The sequence below is a fragment of the Enterobacter cloacae complex sp. 402C9 genome (assembly GCF_050030745.1).
Taxonomy (GTDB): domain Bacteria; phylum Pseudomonadota; class Gammaproteobacteria; order Enterobacterales; family Enterobacteriaceae; genus Enterobacter; species Enterobacter intestinihominis.
On record NZ_JBLGUW010000001.1, the window covers coordinates 1,841,023 to 1,863,343 of the forward strand.

Annotated in this window: 26 protein-coding genes; 8 read left to right on the forward strand and 18 right to left on the reverse strand. The window is 54.3% G+C overall.

Annotated features, from left to right (window positions below; genetic code table 11):
• Positions 1-37: 37 nt before the first annotated feature.
• From purB to rluE, 5 genes are read right to left on the reverse strand one after another with little or no spacing between them, the layout of a single operon-like run.
• Complete coding sequence (gene purB / locus ACQG1K_RS08740; RefSeq protein ID WP_105322650.1) at positions 38-1,408, reverse strand: adenylosuccinate lyase; 1,371 nt, start codon at positions 1,406-1,408, stop codon at positions 38-40.
• Between the two features lie 19 nt (positions 1,409-1,427).
• Entirely contained in the window at positions 1,428-2,057 is a 630-nt protein-coding gene (hflD, locus tag ACQG1K_RS08745) for a high frequency lysogenization protein HflD (RefSeq protein ID WP_006809213.1), read from the reverse strand.
• Between the two features lie 27 nt (positions 2,058-2,084).
• Positions 2,085-3,197 (reverse strand): tRNA 2-thiouridine(34) synthase MnmA, encoded by a 1,113-nt coding sequence (mnmA, locus tag ACQG1K_RS08750; protein WP_032103856.1) that lies wholly within the window; start codon positions 3,195-3,197, stop codon positions 2,085-2,087.
• A 40-nt stretch (positions 3,198-3,237) separates the two neighbouring features.
• Positions 3,238-3,711, reverse strand: coding sequence for an NUDIX hydrolase (locus ACQG1K_RS08755; protein ID WP_367076246.1), 474 nt, complete (start codon positions 3,709-3,711; stop codon positions 3,238-3,240).
• On the reverse strand, positions 3,711-4,373 hold the full coding sequence (gene rluE, locus ACQG1K_RS08760; protein ID WP_022650805.1) for a 23S rRNA pseudouridine(2457) synthase RluE: 663 nt from the start codon (positions 4,371-4,373) through the stop codon (positions 3,711-3,713). The genes ACQG1K_RS08755 and rluE overlap by 1 nt, the downstream gene beginning before the upstream one ends.
• A 117-nt stretch (positions 4,374-4,490) precedes the next feature.
• Here rluE and icd point away from each other — a divergent pair, with 117 nt between their 5' ends.
• Positions 4,491-5,741: an NADP-dependent isocitrate dehydrogenase gene (icd, locus tag ACQG1K_RS08765; RefSeq protein ID WP_003857898.1), complete on the forward strand. Its 1,251-nt coding sequence runs from the start codon at positions 4,491-4,493 to the stop codon at positions 5,739-5,741.
• A gap of 76 nt (positions 5,742-5,817) precedes the next feature.
• Positions 5,818-6,063, forward strand: a complete 246-nt coding sequence (locus tag ACQG1K_RS08770) for a DUF2543 family protein (protein WP_022647773.1) — start codon at positions 5,818-5,820, stop codon at positions 6,061-6,063.
• A 4-nt stretch (positions 6,064-6,067) separates the two neighbouring features.
• Here ACQG1K_RS08770 and ACQG1K_RS08775 read toward each other — a convergent pair whose 3' ends face one another.
• Positions 6,068-7,567, reverse strand: a complete 1,500-nt coding sequence (locus tag ACQG1K_RS08775; RefSeq protein ID WP_023305887.1) for an EAL domain-containing protein — start codon at positions 7,565-7,567, stop codon at positions 6,068-6,070.
• A 123-nt stretch (positions 7,568-7,690) separates the two neighbouring features.
• Positions 7,691-7,783: a stress response membrane protein YncL gene (gene yncL / locus ACQG1K_RS08780; protein ID WP_071524166.1), complete on the reverse strand. Its 93-nt coding sequence runs from the start codon at positions 7,781-7,783 to the stop codon at positions 7,691-7,693.
• Between the two features lie 370 nt (positions 7,784-8,153).
• On the opposite strand from yncL, the gene ACQG1K_RS08785 reads away from it, so the two are divergent.
• Positions 8,154-8,402: a GlsB/YeaQ/YmgE family stress response membrane protein gene (locus ACQG1K_RS08785; RefSeq protein ID WP_022647775.1), complete on the forward strand. Its 249-nt coding sequence runs from the start codon at positions 8,154-8,156 to the stop codon at positions 8,400-8,402.
• 53 nt (positions 8,403-8,455) lie between these two features.
• On the opposite strand, the gene yoaJ is transcribed toward ACQG1K_RS08785, so the two are convergent.
• The 3 genes from yoaJ to ACQG1K_RS08800 are packed head-to-tail and all read right to left on the reverse strand — an operon-like array spanning position 8,456 to position 9,703.
• Positions 8,456-8,530, reverse strand: a complete 75-nt coding sequence (gene yoaJ / locus ACQG1K_RS08790) for a protein YoaJ (RefSeq protein ID WP_071785224.1) — start codon at positions 8,528-8,530, stop codon at positions 8,456-8,458.
• Positions 8,531-8,629, reverse strand: coding sequence for a YoaK family small membrane protein (locus ACQG1K_RS08795; protein WP_015570793.1), 99 nt, complete (start codon positions 8,627-8,629; stop codon positions 8,531-8,533).
• Positions 8,630-8,674: 45 nt separating this feature from the next.
• Positions 8,675-9,703 (reverse strand): sensor domain-containing diguanylate cyclase, encoded by a 1,029-nt coding sequence (locus ACQG1K_RS08800; protein ID WP_367076251.1) that lies wholly within the window; start codon positions 9,701-9,703, stop codon positions 8,675-8,677.
• A gap of 312 nt (positions 9,704-10,015) precedes the next feature.
• Here ACQG1K_RS08800 and ACQG1K_RS08805 point away from each other — a divergent pair, with 312 nt between their 5' ends.
• Both ACQG1K_RS08805 and ACQG1K_RS08810 read left to right on the forward strand, forming a co-directional pair.
• Positions 10,016-10,270, forward strand: coding sequence for a putative hemolysin (locus ACQG1K_RS08805; RefSeq protein WP_022647777.1), 255 nt, complete (start codon positions 10,016-10,018; stop codon positions 10,268-10,270).
• 80 nt (positions 10,271-10,350) lie between these two features.
• Positions 10,351-10,656 (forward strand): hypothetical protein, encoded by a 306-nt coding sequence (locus ACQG1K_RS08810; protein WP_022647778.1) that lies wholly within the window; start codon positions 10,351-10,353, stop codon positions 10,654-10,656.
• Here the strand turns inward: ACQG1K_RS08810 and ACQG1K_RS08815 are convergent, their stop codons facing one another.
• Positions 10,657-11,001, reverse strand: a complete 345-nt coding sequence (locus ACQG1K_RS08815) for a DUF488 domain-containing protein (RefSeq protein WP_045621401.1) — start codon at positions 10,999-11,001, stop codon at positions 10,657-10,659.
• A gap of 150 nt (positions 11,002-11,151) precedes the next feature.
• Between ACQG1K_RS08815 and ACQG1K_RS08820 the strand changes: the two genes are divergently transcribed.
• Entirely contained in the window at positions 11,152-11,859 is a 708-nt protein-coding gene (locus ACQG1K_RS08820) for a CTP synthase C-terminal region-related (seleno)protein (protein ID WP_032624456.1), read from the forward strand.
• A 31-nt stretch (positions 11,860-11,890) separates the two neighbouring features.
• On the opposite strand, the gene ACQG1K_RS08825 is transcribed toward ACQG1K_RS08820, so the two are convergent.
• Positions 11,891-13,078, reverse strand: a complete 1,188-nt coding sequence (locus tag ACQG1K_RS08825; RefSeq protein ID WP_367076253.1) for a CynX/NimT family MFS transporter — start codon at positions 13,076-13,078, stop codon at positions 11,891-11,893.
• Between the two features lie 99 nt (positions 13,079-13,177).
• Between ACQG1K_RS08825 and ACQG1K_RS08830 the strand changes: the two genes are divergently transcribed.
• Positions 13,178-13,969, forward strand: a complete 792-nt coding sequence (locus ACQG1K_RS08830) for an AraC family transcriptional regulator (protein WP_367076255.1) — start codon at positions 13,178-13,180, stop codon at positions 13,967-13,969.
• On the opposite strand, the gene ACQG1K_RS08835 is transcribed toward ACQG1K_RS08830, so the two are convergent.
• From ACQG1K_RS08835 to ACQG1K_RS08845, 3 genes are all read right to left on the reverse strand, one after another.
• Positions 13,953-14,399: a DUF441 domain-containing protein gene (locus ACQG1K_RS08835; protein ID WP_003857881.1), complete on the reverse strand. Its 447-nt coding sequence runs from the start codon at positions 14,397-14,399 to the stop codon at positions 13,953-13,955. The genes ACQG1K_RS08830 and ACQG1K_RS08835 overlap by 17 nt on opposite strands.
• 106 nt (positions 14,400-14,505) lie before the next feature.
• On the reverse strand, positions 14,506-16,542 hold the full coding sequence (locus ACQG1K_RS08840) for a glycoside hydrolase family 31 protein (protein ID WP_367076258.1): 2,037 nt from the start codon (positions 16,540-16,542) through the stop codon (positions 14,506-14,508).
• Positions 16,543-16,557: 15 nt separating this feature from the next.
• On the reverse strand, positions 16,558-17,889 hold the full coding sequence (locus ACQG1K_RS08845) for a glycoside-pentoside-hexuronide (GPH):cation symporter (RefSeq protein WP_023305891.1): 1,332 nt from the start codon (positions 17,887-17,889) through the stop codon (positions 16,558-16,560).
• A 285-nt stretch (positions 17,890-18,174) separates the two neighbouring features.
• On the opposite strand from ACQG1K_RS08845, the gene yoaI reads away from it, so the two are divergent.
• Positions 18,175-18,276, forward strand: coding sequence for a small membrane protein YoaI (gene yoaI, locus ACQG1K_RS08850; RefSeq protein ID WP_017384693.1), 102 nt, complete (start codon positions 18,175-18,177; stop codon positions 18,274-18,276).
• Positions 18,277-18,296: 20 nt separating this feature from the next.
• Here yoaI and ACQG1K_RS08855 read toward each other — a convergent pair whose 3' ends face one another.
• The 3 genes from ACQG1K_RS08855 to yeaG form a co-directional block, all read right to left on the reverse strand.
• Positions 18,297-18,797: a YbaK/prolyl-tRNA synthetase associated domain-containing protein gene (locus tag ACQG1K_RS08855; protein ID WP_022647787.1), complete on the reverse strand. Its 501-nt coding sequence runs from the start codon at positions 18,795-18,797 to the stop codon at positions 18,297-18,299.
• 99 nt (positions 18,798-18,896) lie between these two features.
• A complete protein-coding gene (locus ACQG1K_RS08860; RefSeq protein ID WP_017384692.1) occupies positions 18,897-20,180 on the reverse strand; it encodes a YeaH/YhbH family protein in 1,284 nt (427 codons plus the stop codon).
• Between the two features lie 89 nt (positions 20,181-20,269).
• The gene (gene yeaG, locus ACQG1K_RS08865; protein ID WP_006809140.1) at positions 20,270-22,204 is read right to left on the reverse strand and encodes a protein kinase YeaG; all 1,935 of its coding nucleotides are present in this window, start codon (positions 22,202-22,204) and stop codon (positions 20,270-20,272) included.
• Between the last annotated feature and the right edge of the window lie 117 nt (positions 22,205-22,321).

The following is a 22,321-nucleotide window of genomic DNA, read 5'->3' on the forward strand; positions in this document are numbered from 1 at the left end:
AAGCAGCCCCCTTTCCGGGTGGAAAGGGGGAGGGTGATTACTTCAGCTCGTCAACCATAGTAATGGCGCGGCCAATATAGTTTGCCGGGGTCATCTCTTTCAGGCGCGCTTTTTCTTCTTCGGGCAGCGCCAGACCATCGATAAACTGTTTCATACCCTCAGCATCAACGCGTTTACCGCGGGTCAGCTCTTTGAGTTTCTCGTACGGTTTTTCGATGCCATAACGACGCATCACGGTCTGAATCGGCTCCGCCAGCACTTCCCAGTTGTGATCCAGCTCGTCCAGCAGACGGTCGCGGTTCACCTCCAGCTTGCTCACACCCTTCAGGGTGGACTGGTAGGCGATCAGCGCGTAGCCAATACCCACGCCCAGGTTACGCAGCACCGTGGAGTCAGTCAGGTCGCGCTGCCAGCGGGAGACCGGCAGCTTACTCGCCATATGCTGCAACACGGCATTCGCCAGGCCCAGGTTACCTTCGGAGTTTTCGAAGTCGATTGGGTTCACTTTGTGCGGCATGGTGGACGAACCGATTTCCCCGGCGATGGTCTTCTGCTTGAAGTGGTTCAGGGCGATGTAGCCCCAGACATCACGATCGAAGTCGATCAGGATGGTGTTGAAACGCGCAATGCAGTCAAACAGCTCGGCGATGTAGTCGTGCGGCTCAATCTGGGTGGTGTACGGGTTCCACTGGATCCCCAGAGACGTCACGAACTCTTCACTGAACTGGTGCCAGTCCACTTCCGGGTACGCCGCGATGTGGGCGTTGTAGTTACCCACCGCGCCGTTGATTTTGCCGAGGATCTCAACCTGCTCCAGCTGACGATACTGGCGTTCCATGCGGTACGCCACGTTCGCCATCTCTTTACCCATGGTGGATGGGGTTGCTGGCTGGCCATGAGTACGGGACAACAGCGGAATATCGCGGTACTCCACGGACAGCGCTTTCACCGCATCGATGATTTTACGCCAGTAAGGGAGTACCACCTCTTTGCGTGCAGTACAGAGCATCAGCGCGTGAGACAGGTTGTTAATATCTTCAGAGGTACAGGCGAAGTGAATAAATTCAGATACCGCGTGCAGCGCAGGGACGCTTGCCACTTTCTCTTTCAGGAAGTATTCAACCGCTTTCACGTCGTGGTTGGTGGTGCGTTCGATGGTTTTAATACGCGCGGCATCTTCTTCGCTGAACTCAGCAACGATTTTATCAAGGTAATCGTTTGCCTTTGCGTCAAAAGCAGGAACTTCCTTGATTGCTGTCTGGGCGGCCAGCTTTTGCAGCCAGCGCACTTCAACCTGAACACGGAACTTCAGCAGGCCATATTCGCTGAAGATCCCGCGCAGCGCGCTGACTTTATCGCCGTAGCGTCCATCGACAGGGGATACGGCGGTCAGTGAGGATAATTCCATAATTCGCAACTCCGGGAGGTTAACAATGAGCAAGAATTTGTTTTGCCTGAGTCGTCAGGCGATGACGAGAAAACATGAGCTGTAGGCGGCCACCGCCGACCTGTTGCCACAGCACGGCGGCACGGATGCCTGCCAGCAGCGAAGCGCGTACCTTCGCCTGTACCTGTGGGCTTTGCAATACGGCAGGCGAACCGGTGACCTGAATACGCGGGCCGAGCGGGCTAATTACGTCCACGTAGATACCGGCCATCGCGCTCAGCAGGGTCTCAGACTGGAGGTCAAAGTGGTCGAGCTGGCGCTGTAGCCCGGCGATGCGATCGCCCAGGGTATTCATGGCGCCTTTCGCCGCGTTCAGCTTACGTTCCAGCACCATCAGGCTTAAGGTGTAGCGGGTCAGTTCCGCGTTCAACCCCTGACGGTTGCTGGCGTTGAGCACGCCGAGCAGGGTTTCAAGACCGAGACGAAGATTGGTTTCACTGCCGCCAAAGACGCCCAGCGTGGAGCCTGGGTTAAGATCGATAACGCTGTTGAGTGAAACGTGCAGGGCATCAGCATCGCAATGACCCTGATGCGCCAGCTGTTGCACCAGACGGGCTGACTGGCAAATTCCCGCCAGCGCCAGGGTGATGTCGTAATAGTTCTTCGCCACACGGTCTCCTTTATGTGTGCAAACGGTTTAAACAGCAGGCAGCGGCAGGCGCTGTTCAATGATCCCACCGCCGAGGCAAATTTCGCCGCTGTAGAAAACAGCAGACTGGCCAGGGGTAACGGCGGAAACCGGCTCGTCGAAACGCACGTCAATGCGATCGTCATCCAGTGCGGTGACGGTGCAAGGGATGTCCGTCTGGCGGTAGCGCGTTTTCACGGTGCAGCGCAGCGTGCCTTTCAGCGGCTCGCGATCGACCCAGTGCAGCTGTTGCGCGATAAGTCCAACGGACATCAGGCGCGGATGGTCGTGACCCTGAGCCACCACCAGAATATTGTTTTCGACATCTTTGTCGACCACGTACCACGGATCTTCGCTGCCCTCTTTGGTGCCGCCGATACCCAGACCTTTACGCTGGCCGAGAGTGTGGTACATCAGCCCCTGGTGCTGACCAATCTCATCACCGTCAACGGTGACGATTTTGCCCGGCTGTGCAGGCAGGTAGCGCCCCAGGAACTCGCGGAATTTACGCTCGCCGATAAAACAGATACCGGTGGAGTCTTTTTTCTTCGCGGTGATCAGATCCAAATCTTCAGCAATCTTACGTACTTCCGGCTTTTCCAGCTCGCCGACCGGGAACAGACTTTGGGCAATCTGTTCATGGCTCAGCGTGTAGAGGAAGTAGCTCTGATCTTTATTGCCATCCAGACCGCGCAGCAGCTGGCTTTTACCATTCACATCCGCGCGACGCACGTAGTGGCCGGTCGCAATGTAGTCTGCGCCCAGATCTTCCGCGGCGAATTCCAGGAAGGCTTTGAATTTGATCTCTTTGTTACACAGGATATCCGGGTTTGGCGTGCGGCCCGCTTTGTACTCTTCGAGGAAGAGTTCAAAAACGTTGTCCCAGTATTCTGCGGCAAAGTTAACGGTGTGCAGTTCGATGCCGAGCTTATCGCACACGGCCTGCGCATCGGCGAGATCCGCAGCGGCAGTGCAGTATTCCTCGCCATCGTCTTCCTCCCAGTTCTTCATGAACAGGCCCTCCACCTTATAGCCCTGTTGCTGCAACAGGTAGGCGGAAACGGAGGAATCGACACCGCCGGACATGCCGACGATCACTTTTTTCTGGCTGTTATCTGACATGGAATACTCACGACATTGAACTTCAAGGCGGCGTATTCTATCACGCCCCCCCACCATTGACACCCTCTGTAAACGGCCAGTTAAATTCTGCAATGACATCCAGCGGCAGGCGAGCCGCAGACTGCCAGCAGCGGATGCTTTCCGCAACCAGCGGCGAGCGCAGGTTTGGCGCGTTCAGGATCTCGTCTGCGGTCACCCACAGGCAGCGATCGATATCGTCGTCGTGCGGTTCAGTGGCGCACGTTTCGTTAAGCTCAACGGCGAATAAAAAGCGCAGGAAAGATGTCTGGTCAGGCGCTATCCACTGATGCATACGGATAAAGTGCTGCGGTTCGGCGCGGATACCCGTCTCTTCCCAGAGCTCGCGTTTCGCTGCCTGCAATAAGGTTTCGTTGGCTTCAAGATGCCCGGCTGGCTGATTCCAAAGCGCTTTGCCGTTGATGGTCTCTTCCACCACCAGGAATTTCCCCTGCGCGTGGACCACGCAGGCGACCGTAACGTGGGGTTTAAACATCAGTTCTCCTTAGGGGTAACATCCCGCCATTCCCCGTTAGCCAGCGAGTCCAGCGTGTAGCTGCCCATGGCGTAGCGAATGAGTCGCAGGGTAGGGAAGCCCACATGCGCAGTCATGCGCCTGACCTGTCGGTTGCGGCCTTCATAAAGGGTGATTTTAAGCCAGCTGGTGGGAATCGATTTGCGCTCACGAATCGGCGGGTTGCGCGGCCACAGCCACTCGGGTTCATTCACGCGCTCAATACCAGCTGGCAGGGTAGGACCATCGTTCAGCGTTACGCCGTTGCGCAGCTTTGCCAGCGACGCGTCGTCCGGCTCGCCTTCAACCTGCACATAGTAAATTTTTCCGGTACGTTTGCCCGGCTGAGTAAGCCTGGCCTGGAGCACGCCGTCATTGGTAAGCACCAGCAGCCCCTCGCTGTCGCGATCCAGACGCCCGGCCGCGTAGACCCCCTGAACGGGGATAAAATCCTTCAGCGTGCTGCGCCCGGCCTCGTCGGTAAACTGCGGCAATACATCGTAGGGTTTATTGAACAGTATGACCCGCGTTGGCTGGGGTTCTGGCGTTCTTCTGGTGGCTTGTCGTGAGCTGAATCGCTCAACCCGGTGTTTTCTAAAAGAAGTTTTCGTCATGGTATTTTCAGGCGTTATCAATTGCCGCATTATAGCCTAATAACGAAGACCTTTCATGGCGTCGGACAATCAGGTACTATCGGAAGGCTCATTACAATTTATTAACATAAGATCAGTAACAACCAGAAGCGCTCGAAGGAGAGGTTAATGGAAAGCAAAGTAGTTGTTCCGGCGGAAGGTAAAAAGATCACCCTGCAAAACGGCAAGATTAACGTTCCTCACAACCCGATTATCCCGTTCATCGAAGGTGACGGTATCGGTGTAGACGTTACCCCGGCAATGCTGAAAGTGGTTGATGCCGCTGTTGAGAAAGCCTACAAAGGCGAGCGTAAAATTTCCTGGATGGAAATTTACACCGGTGAAAAATCGACTCAAGTTTATGGCCAGGACGTCTGGCTGCCAGCCGAAACGCTGGACCTGATCCGCGACTATCGCGTTGCTATCAAAGGCCCTCTGACCACGCCAGTTGGCGGCGGCATTCGCTCCCTGAACGTGGCGCTGCGTCAGGAACTGGATCTGTATGTGTGTCTGCGTCCGGTGCGTTACTACCAGGGCACTCCAAGCCCGGTTAAGCACCCGGAACTGACCGACATGGTCATCTTCCGTGAAAACTCTGAAGACATCTACGCCGGTATCGAATGGAAAGCGGATTCTGCTGATGCAGAAAAAGTGATTAAATTCCTGCGCGAAGAGATGGGCGTGAAGAAAATTCGCTTCCCTGAGCATTGCGGCATCGGCATCAAGCCGTGCTCCGAAGAAGGGACCAAGCGTCTGGTGCGTGCCGCCATCGAATACGCTATCACCAACGATCGTGACTCTGTGACCCTGGTTCACAAAGGCAATATCATGAAGTTCACCGAAGGCGCGTTCAAAGACTGGGGCTACCAGCTGGCGACCGAAGAGTTCGGCGGTGAACTGATCGACGGCGGCCCATGGCAGAAAATTAAAAACCCGAACACCGGTAAAGAGATCATCATTAAAGATGTGATCGCCGATGCGTTCCTGCAACAGATCCTGCTGCGTCCTGCTGAATATGACGTGATCGCCTGTATGAACCTGAACGGCGACTACATCTCTGATGCGCTGGCAGCGCAGGTCGGTGGTATCGGTATCGCCCCGGGCGCGAACATCGGTGACGAGTGCGCCCTGTTTGAAGCAACTCACGGTACTGCACCGAAATATGCAGGCCAGGACAAAGTCAACCCAGGCTCTATCATTCTGTCCGCAGAGATGATGCTGCGTCATATGGAATGGTTCGAAGCCGCAGACCTGATCGTTAAGGGTATGGAAGGCGCGATTAACGCGAAAACCGTCACCTATGACTTTGAACGTCTGATGGAAGGCGCTAAACTGCTGAAATGCTCAGAGTTTGGCGACGCGATTATCGCGAACATGTAATCCACTCGCTGGGTTAAATGACAACGGGAGCCTGAGGGTTCCCGTTTTTTATGCACACAAGACGGAAAACAACGCTATGACCCATGATATCCCGCTCAAGTATTATGACATCGTCGACGAGTATGCGACTGAAACGGCAAAACCGCCAGAAGAGGCGGAGCGTACGCCACTGGCACACTATTTTCAGCTGCTGCTCACTCGCTTATACAACAATGAGGAAATCAGTGAAGAGGCGCAGCGGGAGATGGCTGTCCAGGCGGAGATAGATGAAGCGCGCATTGACGATATTGCGAACTTCCTGAATCAATGGGGCAATGAATAACGCTTCATCGCGCTGAGTAAGCCAGCAGGCTGGCGAGGTCGTGCCGGGTTAGTGATTTTGAAAAGTACCAGCCTTGCACGAGGGCATCGGGGTATCTCTGCGCGATGAACTGATATTGCGTTTCGCTTTCGACTCCCTCAAACACCAGGGTTTTGTGCAGTTTAGCGAGCGCGTCGCTAAAGATCACCAGGATATCCTGTTTATAATGCTCGTTGATGCCATCCACTAACGACTTATCCACTTTGATTTCGTCATATTTGAGATTGGACAGCCTTGCCAGATTAGAGTTTTGCACGCCAAAATCGTCTATTGAAATTTTGACGCCTGCCGATTTAAGATCCTCACAAAACTCTTCAAGGATGGCCGAGGTGGAAACGCCATTCTCGGATAACTCAACTTTGATTAACGATAAGGGAATAGCGTTCTCTAAGCATGCATGACGTAATACCGCCAGAAATTTGCCGTCTTCAATTTCCGTCCGGCCAACGTTCAGTGAAATCATTAACTGATGTTCGGCCGCCAGCCCGGCAATTTCCGCCAGGGATTTCTTTATCATGTTCTGATAATAAACGTTATACAGACCAATTTTTTTAATTAACGGGATAAACAGCTCAGGAGAAACCTCTTTGTGATTGTTATCCTGCCATCTTGATAACACTTCAACCCCGACGATTTTCTTATCAGCAACCCGAATTATGGGCTGAAAATGAACGCTGATAGTATTCGCTATCACCGCCTTGACCAGCGTTCGCTCAAGAGAAAGTCGATCTTCATAAAGTCGAAGAGAAAACAGCGTCAGGGATACCCAGATAAAGTATAAAAACAGGCACAGGAGTACCATCACTACGCGGGAGAGCGATGCCAGTCCGGCATTGTGGTGGGTGACGGTAACGCACAAATCCCAGCGCGTGCTGCACTGCGTCACGGTCTGTGTGAATAACAGTGACGACAAGCGGCTAAGGTTTTCTGTAGGTGACGTAACGGTAAAAAAGGTTCGGTCGAAATCTTTCGTGGTAGAACGAAGTGAATAGTTGGCGGTGACCGGAGAGAATTTATCGTAGGCTGAACGTGATGTGAAGATAATAAGATGGTTATAAATTGTCGCATTGCCTACAAAAAAATCTTTCTGTGAAAATTGCGCCAGACTGAATCCGTTCAGGGTGTTGTGAAGCTCAGAGGGAAGGGCGATGGGATTTGCCAGCTTGCCCCAAAATGCGGTGCAGGTAATTTTCCCATTTTCAATAAACCCCACATCGGCGAAATAGAGACTCTGCATCTTTAAATTACGGTAGACGTTCAGGCTGGCGTTATCGCATCCCTTCGCGGAGGTATTTTTAAGCGTACTGGCGATATTTTGCGTCAAGTCTTCGGAATAGCGTAAGAGCGTGTGGGAGATCTCCCTCTGCCGGTCCTTTTGCTGCTCAACGATAATGGCGTTAACCGCATACAGCGACAGGACGACCATAAAGGTTGAGATGATAGCAACGGCAATGGCCTTGTTCATTTTCCTGCTGTCCCGCCACGTCCTGAGGTGCAGGGATCTTAACACAGGTCATTAAAGCTACAAGTATGCGCGTTGAGCCCGCACGTAATTGAAAGGAAAGCCACCATGCCGACTCATTACATCTCAGAACCACTCAAACCGTGTTGAGAGCAGTAACAGTAGCGTACTGGCAGAAACAAGATTAAGGCAGATGACGAACTTGCTCGATACGTTCATGTTATCAGATTCACTTTGCTGTTCAGTAGCCACAGAGAATAGCGGTTCACCTCATGGGAAAAAACGCCAGATTTTGGTGGGGTGAGGCAAAAAAAAGCCCACTAAAAAGTGGGCAAGAAATACTGGAAGCAATGTGAGCAATGTCGTACTGAATACCTGAGTGATTTGCTCAACTATTCAGTAATGAGAAAGATAATCTTTCTCAGTAAAAGATGCAACCCCACGATGAGTGTGGAACGGCAATTTTTATTGCTCAGATTTTACTCAAACGAACCGTGTGATTCTTATCACAAATTTCCTTTCTCAGATCCTGTGCTATCCTTTTCTGTGTCGTTGATTTAATGACAAAAACCATACAGAGAGGAAAGCTATGGGAATTTTATCCTGGATTATCTTTGGGCTGATTGCGGGGATCCTGGCGAAGTGGATTATGCCGGGCAAAGATGGCGGCGGTTTCATCGTCACGATCGTTCTGGGGATTGTAGGTGCAGTCGTCGGTGGCTGGATCAGTACCCTGTTCGGCTTTGGCAGAGTTGATGGCTTCAACTTCGGCAGCTTTGTCGTCGCGGTGATTGGCGCGCTGGTTGTTCTGTTTATCTACAGAAAAATCAAAAGCTAAATCTGACCTGTGTAAAAAAAGGCTGCCTGAGGGCGGCCTTTTTACTTTGGGCGTTACCACCAGCCTAACTGCGTACCGGCGACGGCCACGATGGCGACAATCAGCATGATGAGGGTCGTTTTTCTCATTTATGCCCCCGGCGCGGCGTAACCGCCAAGGAAAAACCAGCCTAAAAACACGACTGCCGTGATAAAAATAACCACCGGAAAGAGGATCCCTATTCTCATGCCATCACCTGTTTGAGTTTGTATAAGGCCGTAGAGTGTACGGTTTTAATCTAACGCGACAAAGCCTGTTTTGTTTTTTCCTTTTTTATCCTGATACATCGCGAGGTCTGCGGTGCGCAGGGCACTATCTTCATCTGTGCAGTGAGGATCAACAATAACGACGCCATAGCTTGCACCGGGATAGAGAATAGTGACATTACCTAACCCATATTCACCCGTGATACGGCCGTTGAGGCGGGTTTTGATAGCGTTGACCTCTGTGCTGGCGTCGCCATCATCGCTGTGACTCAGGCTGGCAACCAGAAATTCATCGCCGCCGAGCCGGCCGATAATTTCGTCCTGCGTTTGCTGGTGAGTCAGTCGATTGCCGACCTGAACGAGGAACCGATCGCCCGCTTCATGACCGTACTGATCATTGATTCGCTTGAAATCATCGAGATCAATAAAGGCAATCATGACGTTGCGGTTAAGATGGCGCGCCAGTGAGAACAGGGTGGTAAGGTTTTCAAAAATGGCGCGACGATTCCGCAGGCCGGTAAGGGCGTCGGTGTAAGAGTGGGCAATGAGCGCCGCATTTGCTTCACGAAGCTGAAGCACAAGCGACTCTTTCTGAATGTACTGACCAATTAACCCGGCAAAGAGCCTGATCACCTGCTCGCCACGCTCGCTGAACTGTTTCTGTGCGGTGCTGGCAGCGCAAAGCGTGCCGTACAGAGAACCGTCAGCCAGGTGAACCGGCACGCTCATATAGGTTGTAATACCCAGTGCTTTTGCCGCTTCACACTCCGGCCAGCGGTCGGGCACCTCGTTACTGAACAAGGTGTCGCTATCCATGGCGCGCTTACAGAGCGTTTCGTCCCAGGGCACGCTGAACCCTTCCGGGATCTGCATTTGCTTGCTGTTACGGGCATATAAAATGTGCTGCAAACGCGCGTTGATATCGATTTTGGTCAGGTAGGTTGATTCCATATCCGTCACAATTTCCAGCATTTCCAGTAGCTGACGCACCAGACTGTCGAGAGATTGCTCGGTGGAGAGGGTTTCTGAAACACGGGCAAGAATGATATCTGACATGAGGCAGGTTGACTCCCATGCAGAAGACCTCTGTATCTGCATGTTATGCTGAAAATATAGACTCCGGTCATAGTAAAACATGAACTGGATTAATTTTATAGATTCTTCTGAAAGCGGATGAAGGAGAGGCTAAAAAAAGCCCCGATGTTGAGATCGGGGCAAAACATCTTGATTACGGAATGATGTTCTCTGGTCAGAGTGAGAACAGACACCACTATAGGGATGAATCGTGCAGGTTTAATGGAGAAATCATGGAGAAAACGGCGATGACCCGTTACTCTGACGTTTTCAACACCCTGAAGGATCATGATAATGAAATATCTTCTCCTGGCGCTGGTTTTACCGCTGGCCGCATGCTCAACAAAGACACCTCCTCCCGATGCGCCTCAACCGCCGCACGCTATTGGTATGGCAAATCCGGCGTCAGTGTACTGTCTGGAAAAAGGGGGAGAGCAAATCCCTGTTCAAAGCCCGCAGGGTGTACGTACCGAGTGCAAATTGCCAGGCGGGGAAGTGATCGATGAATGGGATCTCTATCGCCGCGATCACCCGCAACCGACCAGATGACAACGGCAATAAAACTGCGATACACTTCTCTTTAGGATTATTCTTAGCCAGTTTCTGGCGGTACGTTTGCGAGAAGAAGTATGTTTCAGTTAAAACCGGGCAGCATGGCGATAATTGTGGGTGCGCGTACGACGGCGGGCCGTCGAAATATCGGTAAATCCGTGGAGCTGTTTGGCCTTTGTCAGCCGGGCCAGCGTTTTGTGAACCCGGTTAACGGCGTCATGACGCAATTACCTGATACATCAGCGCGTGCGCTGTGGCTGGTCACCGGTGATGTTTACGCCTTTGATAATCAGCACGGTTTTGCGTTTGTTCGCCCGGAACATTTGATGCCGCTTACTCCCGACGAGATGCCACACAACGTGGATGAGCTGGCAATCGGTTAATCACAGTTTACGCAGCCAGTCCGCCAGTACCCGCGCGTGATTCTGCTCCGTATTTTTCGCCCCATAGAGTAGCGTCACGGTCTGCTGTCGGGCGAGGGCCGCCAGGCGTTTGCCTTCATCCTGATGCTGCGCCAGCTCTTTACGATAGGCTTCACTGAACGCGGTGAAATCTATCGTTTCACTGTGAAAGGCTTTCCGCAGTTCGCTGGACGGCGTTAGCGCTTTACACCACTCATCACAGGCGAGGTCGGTCTTTTTTATCCCTCGCGGCCAGAGTCTGTCTACCAGCACCCGGTAACCATCGTCTGACGTTGCCTGTTCATATACGCGCTTACATTGAATCATCCGTTTTCCTCCTACCGTGCGACGTTCGGCAAGAACACTATAGCACCCGGCGTTTAACCACCCAATTTAAGGTATTGTGATAATTGCAAAAGATCGGTAGTCTGAGGTTCCTTATGTTATCTGAAAATCCTCCGGCATAAGGAATCTCTCATGGAACTCTCCCCGGTTAAAACGACGCTGCGCATTGCGCTGGTTGGTGATTACAATCCCGATGTTATTGCGCACCAGGCGATCCCGCTGGCGATTGACGACGCCGCTGCGGTTCTGGATCTCACCGCTGATTATGACTGGCTCGCCACGCCTGAGCTGACCAACCCCGAAGACCTGGTCGGGTACGATGCCATCTGGCTGGTACCGGCAAGCCCGTATAAAAACACCGAGGCGGCGTTTATTGCCGCGCGTTACGCGCGTGAAAACAGCATCCCTTTTCTCGGCACCTGCGGCGGGTTCCAGCATGCGCTGATTGAGTATGCCCGTAATGTGCTGGGCTGGCACGATGCAGGCCATGCCGAAACCGATACCGAGGGGAGGATGGTGATTGCGCCGCTGGCCTGCTCGCTGGTGGAAAAAACCGACGCGATTGAGCTGCGGAACAACACGCTGATTGCCAAAGCGTACGGCAAGCCGGAAATTCATGAAGGTTATCACTGCAATTACGGCGTCTCGTCTGAGTTTGCCAGCCAGCTTGAGCGGGGCGACATGCGCGTAACGGGCTGGGACGAGCAGGGCGAGATCCGCGCGGCAGAGCTGCTGACCCATCCTTTCTTTGTCATCACCCTGTTCCAGCATGAGCGGGCTGCGCTTCAAGGGCGCCCGGTCGTGCTGGTGCAGGCCATGCTGCGGGCGGCGCAGGGATAAAAAAAGCAGACCGTCAGGTCTGCCTTGAATGTCAGCGGGGTGTGATCTCCCGGTCACGCCCGGCCAGCATGCCGCACAGGGCCATCACTACCGCAGCCAGCGCGCAGGCCAGCAGCGGAATGCGCCAGTCTCCGGCGGTATCGTGAATTTTCCCCATCAGCGGTGGGCCACAGGCCGCCAGCAGATAGCCAATCGACTGTGCCATGCCGGAGAGCGCGGCGGCCTGATGGGCCGAGCTGGCGCGCAGTCCGATAAACGTCAGGCCGAGGATCATGGTGGCGCCGGATCCAAAGCCAAACACCAGCGTCCAGACGACGGCCAGCCCCGGCGCGAACCAGAACCCGGCCGCACTGACGGCGCACATCAGAGCGACAAGCCCGGCTATGCCACGCTGATCGTTAAGACGGTGCAGGATCAGCGGAATGGCGAGACCGGGAACAGCGGTTGCCAGCTGGAGAAGTCCGTGCATGGAGCCAGCCTGCGTTTCGCTGTAGCCGTGGCTAAGTAAAATCGCGGGTAACCAGCCGATAATGACGTAGTAAATCAGCGAGTTAATGCCCAGAAAAAGCGTCACCTGCCAGGCGAGTGCGGAGCGCCAGATTGCCCGATTGTGCAACGCGCCCGCACCGGTCAGGGTGGCGGCCGGCCTCTGGCGCCATTGCGGTAACCACAGCAGCAGCGCCACCAGCGGGAAGAACATCAGCATCAACAGCGCCCCGTGCCAGCCACCACTCCCCAGCGACAGCGGGACGATCAGCGCAGACCCTGCGGCAGCGGCGGCCCCCATCGTCAGCGAATAAGCCCCCGTCAGTTTTGCGACCTGGCCCGGAAAATCACGTTTGATTAATCCGGGTAACAGGACATTGCCCAGCGCAATCCCACAGCCTACGATCGCCGTACCGATAAACAGCAGCGAGGCCGACGGCAGCGAACGTACGCCAATCCCGATGCAAATCAGCAGCAGAGCGATAAAAAGGCTGCGCTCCATGCCCATGCGCCGGGCGACGCCTGCGGCAAGGGGAGAGATAAAGGCGAAGGCCAGCAGAGGCAGCGTTGTGAGCAGGCCGGTTTGCGCCGTGCTTAAGCCATAGTCCTGTCGGATGGTGTCGAGTAGGGGGGCGACCCCGGTAAAGGTGACGCGCAGCGTCGTGGCGATCATCAGGATGCCTGCAACCAGCAGCGCGCCCTGTTTCCCGGAAGGTTGAATAGCAGTAGTCATTATTGTCTCTTACGTTCAGGCGAGCGCATACCATACCGATTTAAGTCGTGGTTGAAATCAGGCTAAAATGACAGTTTATCGCTAATATCGGACAACTTTATGTATGGACTGGGACTCGACGGCTACGATCCCGATAGCCAGCACGACGCGGCGGTGGCCTTTCGCATCCGCGTGGTGGCACAAGAACAGTACATTCCGCTGCATCTGCACCGCAAAGGGCAGCTGATTATGGCGCTGGGAGGAGCGATCACCTGTGAAGTAGAGAACGCGATGCTGATGGTACCGCCCCAGTATGCGGTGTGGATCCCGGGTCAAACGCCGCACAGCAACAAGGCGACGCCCGGCGCGCAGCTCTGCCTGCTGTTTATTGAACCCGGTGCGCTCGAATTGCCGACCCGTACCTGTACGTTGAAAATATCACCGCTGGTGCGGGAGCTGGTGCTGGCGCTCGCGGACAGGTCACAGGAGGAACTGCCTCTTCCCGCTACCGGAAGGCTGGTTGACGTCCTGTTTGATGAACTGCCCCTGCAACCGCAGGAGCATCTCCAGCTGCCGGTATCTCCGCATCCGAAAATTCGTCTGATGAGTGAGACCATGGCAAACGAACCTGCCGCCTGGCAGACGCTGGCGCAGTGGGCCAGCCACTTTGCCATGAGCGAGCGCAATCTGGCGCGACTGGTGGTGAAAGAGACCGGCTTAAGCTTTCGCCGCTGGCGACACCAGCTCCAGCTGATTGTCGCATTGCAGTTTTTGATCGGCGGGAAGTCGGTCCAGCAGGCGTCGCAGGCGCTGGGGTATGACTCCACCACCGCCTTTATCACCATGTTCAAGAAAGGACTGGGACAGACGCCCGCCCGCTATATCGCAAGCCTGACTACGACTTCCCGATAAACAGCGAAACCAGTCCGGCAGCAATCAGCGGGCCAACCGGCACGCCACGAAACAGCGCCACGCCTAACACGGTGCCCACCAGCAGCCCGGCCACCAGAGAAGGCTGGCTGCTCATCAGCGTCACGCCGCGCCCGCCAAGCCATGAGACAAAAACGCCCACTGCAATCGCCACCAGCGATTTCCAGTTCACAAAGGAGTGCAGCAGCGTTGAGGCCGGTAGCGTTCCGCTGGCAATCGGGGCCATCACACCGATGGTCAAAATAATGATCCCGATGGTAAGCCCCTGTTTTTCTATCCACGGGAAGAAGGTGTTCAACGGTGTGACGCGAACGATGATCAGGACCAGAATGGAAATCGCGACGGTGGTATTGTGGCTGACAAAACCCAGAGCAGCCAGGGCCAGAAGTATGAGTAGTGTAGGGTCGAACATGACGGGATCCTTGCCAAAAATAGTAAGCCTGCTTACTTTACGCGCAAACGCGACGGCAGGCAGGCTTTACTGAAAAAATTGTCTATTTTTGGGCACTTGCCTGACGTCAGTCCACCAGTTGCTGGATAAGCGGACTCCCTTCGCGGATAAACACCGGGATGGTTTCCAGCGCCGCAGGCACCCGGATATGCTCCCCACCGGCGTAGCGCTCACCGTTGAGGGCGATCCAGCTATTGCCCGTCGGCAGCCAGACATCGCGCTCACGCTGACCGGCCTGCATAACCGGCGCCACCAGAAGATCTTCACCAAACAGATACTGATCTTCACACGCCCAGCTCTGCTTATCCTGTGGATAGTGCCAGAACAGCGGACGCATGAGCGGGTCTCCGTGCAGATGAGCCTGCCGGTACAACGCGTCAATATACGGGCGCAGGGTTTCGCGCACGGTAAGCCAGTGCTGCATGATGGCGTAATTCTCTTCTCCGTAACTCCACAGCTCATTAGGCGAACCGCTGTTACACTGAGGAATACCGTCACGGTAGCGCTCCGGAGGTTGGATCTGCGGTTCGCGATAGCCGTGCATGCGCAGTACCGGTGTAAACACCGCCCACTGGAACCAACGGATCAGCAATTCATGGAACGCCGGGTCGTTAACGTTCCCTCCCTGGAAGCCGCCGATATCGGTCGTCCACCATGGGATCCCCGCCAGCCCCATATTCAGTCCTGCGGCGAGTTGATTGCGAAAAGCATGGAACGAGGAGTGGACATCACCCGACCACGCCAGCACGCCGAAGCGTTGGCTGCCAGCCCAGGCGCAGCGTACCAGGTTAACAATGTCGGTTTCGCCGTTTGCCTGGAGCCCATCGTAAAAGCCCTGCGCAAAGTCACGCGGGTAGCGATTGCCCACTTCCAGTACCGGACCGGCGTGGTAGCGATAGTTGTCAAAATCATAGGCGCGGTATTCCGGCTCCGCTTCGTCCAGCCAGAACAGCTTAATGCCCATGTCGTAGTAATTTTTCTTCACCGTATCCCAGACGAATTTCCGCGCCTCTGGATGGGTCGCATCAAAGAAGGTGGTATTGCCCATAAAATCGAGGTTGACCTGCACGCCGCGCTCACTGCTGACTAGCCAGCCTTTGGCTTTCATCAGCGGGTAGAGGGGGCTGCGCGCCTCTACCGTTGGCCACACCGACACCATCAGCGCAATACCCATTTCGCGCAGCTCGTCGACCATGCCTTCAGGATCGGGCCAGTCTACGGGGTCGAAGCACCAGGTGCCCTGATTCGGCCAGTGGAAAAAGTCGATGACCATCACCGACAGCGGCAGATTACGGCGGCGATACTCCCGCGCAACCTCAAGCACCTCCTGCTGGGTGCGGTATCGCAATTTGCACTGCCACAGTCCACTGATAAACGCCGGGGCGGGGGGCGGAGTACCGGTGGCTTTCACATACTGGCGGGTGATTTCCGCCACCGTGTCAGCGGCGGTGATCCAGTAGTCCATCTCTCCTGTGACGCGGGCGCGCCATTCCGTCTGATTTTTTGCAAAGCTGGCTTCACCAATCGCCGGGTTGTTCCACAGCAGGCCATAGCCAAGGCTGGACTGCATAAAGGGCACGCTGGCCTGGGAGTTGCGCTGAGCCAGCTCCAGCGTACAGCCTTTCAGATCCAGCCACGGCTGTTGATACTGACCCATGCCATAGATGCGTTCATCCGGACGCGATTCAAACCGGACGGTGAGCTGATATTTGCCGCCCATCAGCGGTTTAAATTCGCGGCCATCCAGCTTCAGAGCGCTGACATATTTATCCTGACTCTTCTCGCTGGCACCGATACCCACCGTTGAACGCTGGCGCCACATCTCCTCCAGCAGCAGTTCGCCGCGCTGATTGTAGAAGGCCAACTGACCTTTAAGGTTCAGGGTCGCGGTAATATTGCCGTTGCGCAGCGTCAGGCTTTCCGCTTCGGCGACAATCTCGGCCTGGCAAGGGGTGGCGGGTAACAGTGCCTGTAAGGCGTCATCAAATGCCGGGGAGCAGGTGGCCCTGACGCGAAGACTGTTTTCTCCCCAGGGTTCGATGCGCAGGATCTGGCGTTCAAAACGCCATTCGATACAGTTGGAATGTTGAATCAGCTCACTCATGGATAATGCGTCCTTCTAAACAGGGTGTTTGGCGAGATGGATGGATTGCATTGTGCTGTCGTCGAGCTTGTACCAGCGCAGCGTGGCAAACGCGCAGAGCGACAAGATGCCAGGTACGACGGTGAAGAGGGCGATGATGCAGTACATGGCCGTGGTAGTTTGTTCCGGGGCATTGGCAACATAGCCGCTTAAGCCCAGCGTCCAGCCAACAATCGCGCCGCTGATCGCCATCCCCAGCTTGAGTACGGCGAGGAAGGTGGAGAAGATCACGCCGTCCATGCGTTTGCCCTGTTTCCATTCGCCGTAATCGGCGACATCCGCCATCATCACCCACATTAGCGTGGTGGTGGCCTGGTAAAGGGTGGAGACGATAAACGTCATGGGCACCAGAATAAGCACCGACTTAGGCGCAAAGAACAGGGCGATGCTGAGTACCCCCGCCAGTACGGAACAATATCCAAACATCTGCACTTTGCTGACGTTCTGCGTCAGACGTTTGGCCAGCGCGCTGCCTGCGGCTTTCCCGAGAATATGCGCCCCGAGCATCCACATAAAATAGCTTGCGCTACCGAGATAATAAGTGACGAAATACATCATTGCGCCAAGACGAATAACGCCAAAACCAATATTGGTTAATACCAGGACGGCGACAACTCGCCATTGGTCGTTTCGTAATAAATCCCGTAGTTCCGCAAGATAATTATTGTGGGTGGCGGGAGCCTTAATACGTTCACGCGTATTCGCGAAGCAGATCCAGAACATGATGACCGCGACGGTCGCCATAATGGCCATCGCCCAGCGGTAGCCCAGTAATTTATCGTCGCCGCCTAAAAACTCTGCCAGCGGCATCATAAAGAATGTCGACAACGCGCCACCCAGCGTGGCAAGGAAAAAGCGATAAGACTGAAGGGAAATTCGCGCATCGTTGTCGGGCGTAATTACCGCGCCCATGGAGCAATAGGGAATATTGATTGCGGTATACATCAGCATCATCAGGGTATAGCTGACGGTGGCGAAAATCATTTTACCGTGCAGGTCGAGCGACGCCGGCACGGCGTAGGTCAGCAGACAGCTTGCGCCAAAGGGCAGCGCCAGCCACAGCATCCAGGGGCGGAATTTTCCCCAGCGGGTACGCGTCCTGTCTGCGATATAGCCCATCGCCGGATCAATTATGGCATCGGCGGTTCTCGCCAGAAGAAACATAGTGCCCACGAATGCGGCAGGTAACCCCACCACGTCCGTATAGTAAAACGTCAGAAAAATAATGACGTTATCCAGCCCAATATGGCTCGCCATATCGCCTAACCCATAACTGATTTTTTCTTTACGGGTAATTATCTCGGTCATTGTATTCACCTTGCCAGTGTAAGGTTTATTTATGAGGTGCTCCGTAAACAAGGTTAACCATCATGAAAAGGTTAACAATTGCGAGATCTGGCATCGGGGTTACGTAAATTTCTTTTCGTGATACCGGTAACAAATAAAGTATTTAAACAGTGACTTTATACGGGGGAGGGGAGTTAACAGCGAATCGTTTCAGCGAAAAATTGTCATTTCGCGGACGCGTCATTGTCATTTAACTGTCATTATGCGGGAGTAAAAAAAAGGGAAATGGGCAAGGCAGAGGGCCTCATGAACGATCCTATGTTTGTCGAAACGCTGATTATCTCCTCATCGTTTTTTATCATCGCGATTATTTTGATTGCTTCCGTGCTGCTGCTGGAAAACGGCTGACCGTTAGCCAGCCTCTGTATTTATTGTTTACGGAACGACACCAGTTCAGGACGGGCGATACGCAGATAGTCCTGGGTATCCATAATCACCGATTTTTCCAGCAGACCGGCGTTAAAGGCGATCTCGTCAAAGCGCTCAAACAGCAACGGATCGGCGACCAGCGTCAGATCCGGGTGAAAGCTGAAGGGGGGAATGGCGCCGAAAACGCAGCCGGTAAGCGCATCCACTTCGGCCGGACTGGCGAGAGATGCCTTAAGCCCTCCGAAATGGCTGGCCAGCAGGCTCAGATCGGCCTGCCGATCGGCGGCGAGGATTGCCAGAATATGTTTCTTAACGCCGTTGCCTTTTACCTTACAGACCAGCGCTTTTGCACCCTGGCGGAGATCGGTCCCGCGAATTTCACTGACCGCTTCGCATTTCCCTACGGCCTCATGCGCCACCACACGAAAGTGCGCCTCCTGCTCGGTTAATAAGCTGATTAGCTGCTGATGGGTTGTCGTCCCGATCACGTCATCAGACATAACGATTTCACCTGTGATTAGCCAATACGTAGCTTGCTACATTAGCACGGGAGGGAGAGGGCTGAAAGAAAACAGCCAGCGGGAGCGCTGGCTGTTGATTCATGCGTTGCTGGTGGAAGACTGTTTCTGGAACAGTTCCCGGAAGACCGGATAGATATCATCCTGGTCTCGAATGTGCTGCATCGCAAAGTTATCGAACATCGCTTGCAGATGCTCATACTCTCGCCACAGCGTCTGGTGGGCGCGACGGGTAATTTCAATGTAACTGTAGTAGCGCACCACCGGCAGGATCTTCTTCGCCAGAATTTCATGACACAGGGGTGAGTCATCCGCCCAGTTATCGCCATCCGATGCCTGTGCGGCGTAGATGTTCCACTGCGCCGGGTCGTAGCGCTCCTTTACCACCTCATCCATCAGCTTCAGGGCGCTCGACACGATGGTGCCACCGGTCTCCTGCGAGTAGAAAAACTCATGCTCATCCACCTCTTTCGCCTGAGTGTGATGGCGGATGTAGACCACCTCCACGTTCTTATACGTTCTGCTCAGGAACAGATAGAGCAGAATATAAAAACGCTTAGCCATATCCTTGGTGGCCTGATCCATTGAACCTGACACGTCCATCAGGCAGAACATCACCGCCTGGCTGGAAGGCTCCGGACGTTTTTCGTAGTTCTTGTAGCGCAGGTCGAACGTGTCGATAAACGGTACCCGGTCGATCTTCGCCCGCAGTTCGGCGATCTCTTTTCGCAGGCGCTCCTCTTCCAGTAGTTGCGCCGGTTCGGTATTTTCCACCACTTTCAGGCTGGTTTCCAGCTCGCGCAGTTCGCGCCGTTTGCCTGCCGTCATCGCCGTGCGTCGCGCCAGCGAGTTTTGCAGTGAACGCACCACGCTGATGTTGGCGGGCACCCCGTTTGCGGTATAACCCGCGCGATGGGTTTTGTATTCGTTGAGCTGACGGTGCTGATTCTTTCTCAGATTCGGCAGGGCCAGATCCTCAAACAGCAGGTCGAGATATTCGTCTTTTGAAATCTGAAAGACGAACTCATCCTGGCCTTCACCGTCCTGGCTGGCTTGTCCCTGACCGCTGCCAGAACCGCCGCCTCCGCCTTGTGGCCGCTCGATTCTGTCATTCTGGACGAAGTGGTCATTACCTGGGTGCACGCGATGGCGAAGACCGCCACGCCCCTGATGAAACATCGGTTCGCTGATGTCATCGTTGGGAATGGAGACGGATTCGCCGCTGTCGACGTCGGTCACCGAGCGTTTGTTGATGGCCTCGGAGATCGACTGTTTAATTTGCGCTTTATAACGGCGCAAGAAGCGCTGGCGATTCACCGTGCTCTTGTTTTTGCCGTTAAGACGCCGGTCAATAAACCAGGTCATATATCCCCCGTACTGCATTTGCCAACTTGCAGCGTCCGTATGTGCCGGACATTTTGTTGGCCCGGTAAGCGCGTTACCGGGCACTTGTTTTAAGACGATTTACGCACGCGCAGATACCATTCACAAAGCAGGCGGACCTGTTTGCGCGTATAGCCTTTTTCCATCATACGGTCGACAAAATCGTCGTGCTTTTTCTGCTCGTCGGTTGAGGTTTTGGCGTTGAACGAGATAACCGGCAACAGCTCTTCCGTGTTAGAGAACATTTTCTTCTCTATAACTGTGCGCAGTTTTTCGTAGCTGGTCCAGTTTGGATTGCGGCCGTTGTTATGCGCTCTGGCGCGCAGCACGAAGTTCACAATCTCGTTTCGGAAGTCTTTCGGGTTGCTGATCCCGGCCGGTTTCTCAATTTTTTCCAGCTCTGCGTTCAGGGATTCACGGTCAAACAGCTGGCCGGTATCCGGGTCGCGGTACTCCTGATCCTGGATCCAGAAGTCAGCGTAGGTGACGTACCGATCGAAAATGTTCTGGCCGTATTCGGAATAGGATTCCAGGTAGGCGGTCTGGATCTCTTTGCCGATAAACTCGGCGTATTTTGGGATCAGGTAGCCTTTCAGGAACTCCAGGTAGCGTTCAGCCTGCTCCTGTGGGAACTGTTCACGTTCAATTTGCTGTTCCAGCACGTAGAAAAGATGTACCGGGTTGGCGGCCACCTCCGCGTGGTCGAAGTTAAAGACGCGGGAGAGGATCTTAAACGCGAAACGCGTCGACAAACCGTTCATCCCTTCGTCGACCCCGGCGTAATCGCGGTATTCCTGGTACGATTTGGCTTTCGGGTCGGTATCCTTCAGGCTTTCGCCGTCATACACGCGCATTTTGGAGTAAATGCTGGAGTTTTCCGGCTCTTTCAGGCGCGACAGAATCGAGAAGCGCGACAGCGTTTCCAGCGTTCCCGGTGCGCAAGGGGCATGGACCAGCTCACTGTGGTTGAGCAGTTTTTCGTAAATCTTGATCTCCTCGGAGATCCGCAGGCAATAAGGCACTTTGACGATGTACACGCGGTCAAGGAACGCCTCATTGTTTTTGTTGTTACGGAAGGTCACCCATTCAGATTCGTTCGAGTGGGCGAGGATAATCCCGTTAAACGGCAGGGCGGAAATACCTTCCGTCCCGTTGTAGTTCCCCTCCTGGGTGGCGGTCAGCAGCGGATGCAGCACTTTGATCGGTGCTTTAAACATCTCGACGAATTCCATAATCCCCTGGTTGGCGCGGCATAGCGCACCGGAATAGCCGTAGGCATCCGGGTCGTTTTGCGCGTGATGTTCCAGCTTACGGATATCGACTTTACCCACCAGCGCCGAGATGTCCTGGTTGTTCTCGTCACCGGGTTCAGTTTTAGCAATGGCGATCTGCTCGAGGATAGACGGCCACACTTTCACGACGCGGAATTTGGTGATGTCCCCACCAAACTCGTGCAGGCGTTTTGCCGCCCACGGCGACATGATCGTACCGAGATAGCGATGCGGAATGCCAAACTCTTTTTCCAGAATTTGCGCATCCTCTTGCGGATTAAACAGGCACAGCGGATGGTCATTGACCGGGCTGCGCTCGCCGTTGGCGCTCAGCACATAGATCGGCACGCGCTGCATCAGCGCTTTCAGCCGTTCAGCCAGGGAGGATTTACCCCCGCCGACGGGACCCAGCAGGTAAAGGATCTGTTTCTTCTCTTCCAGCCCCTGAGCGGCATGCTTCAGGTAGGAGACGATCTGCTCAATGGCATCTTCCATACCATAGAACTCTTCAAACGCCGGGTATCGGGCGACTACCCGATTCGAAAAAAGACGGGAAAGCCGTGGCTCCAGGGCAGTATCAACCATGTTTGGCTCACCGATAGCCATCAATAGCCGTTCTGCCGCATTGGCATAGGCACTGCGATCTTGCCGACAAATGGTAAGAAACTCCTGCAGTGTGAACTCTTCGTCCTTGGCAGCTTCGTAGCGCTGGCGATAGTGATCGAATATATTCATGGCATGCCGTCCTTTCGTTTTTTAGCACAGGATAAGAGCCGTTCGTATGAGTAGTGGAGGCTCCCGGAAGAGAATCTTTCGCACCTCACTGCCAGAGCAGCAACCTGTGTGCCAGGT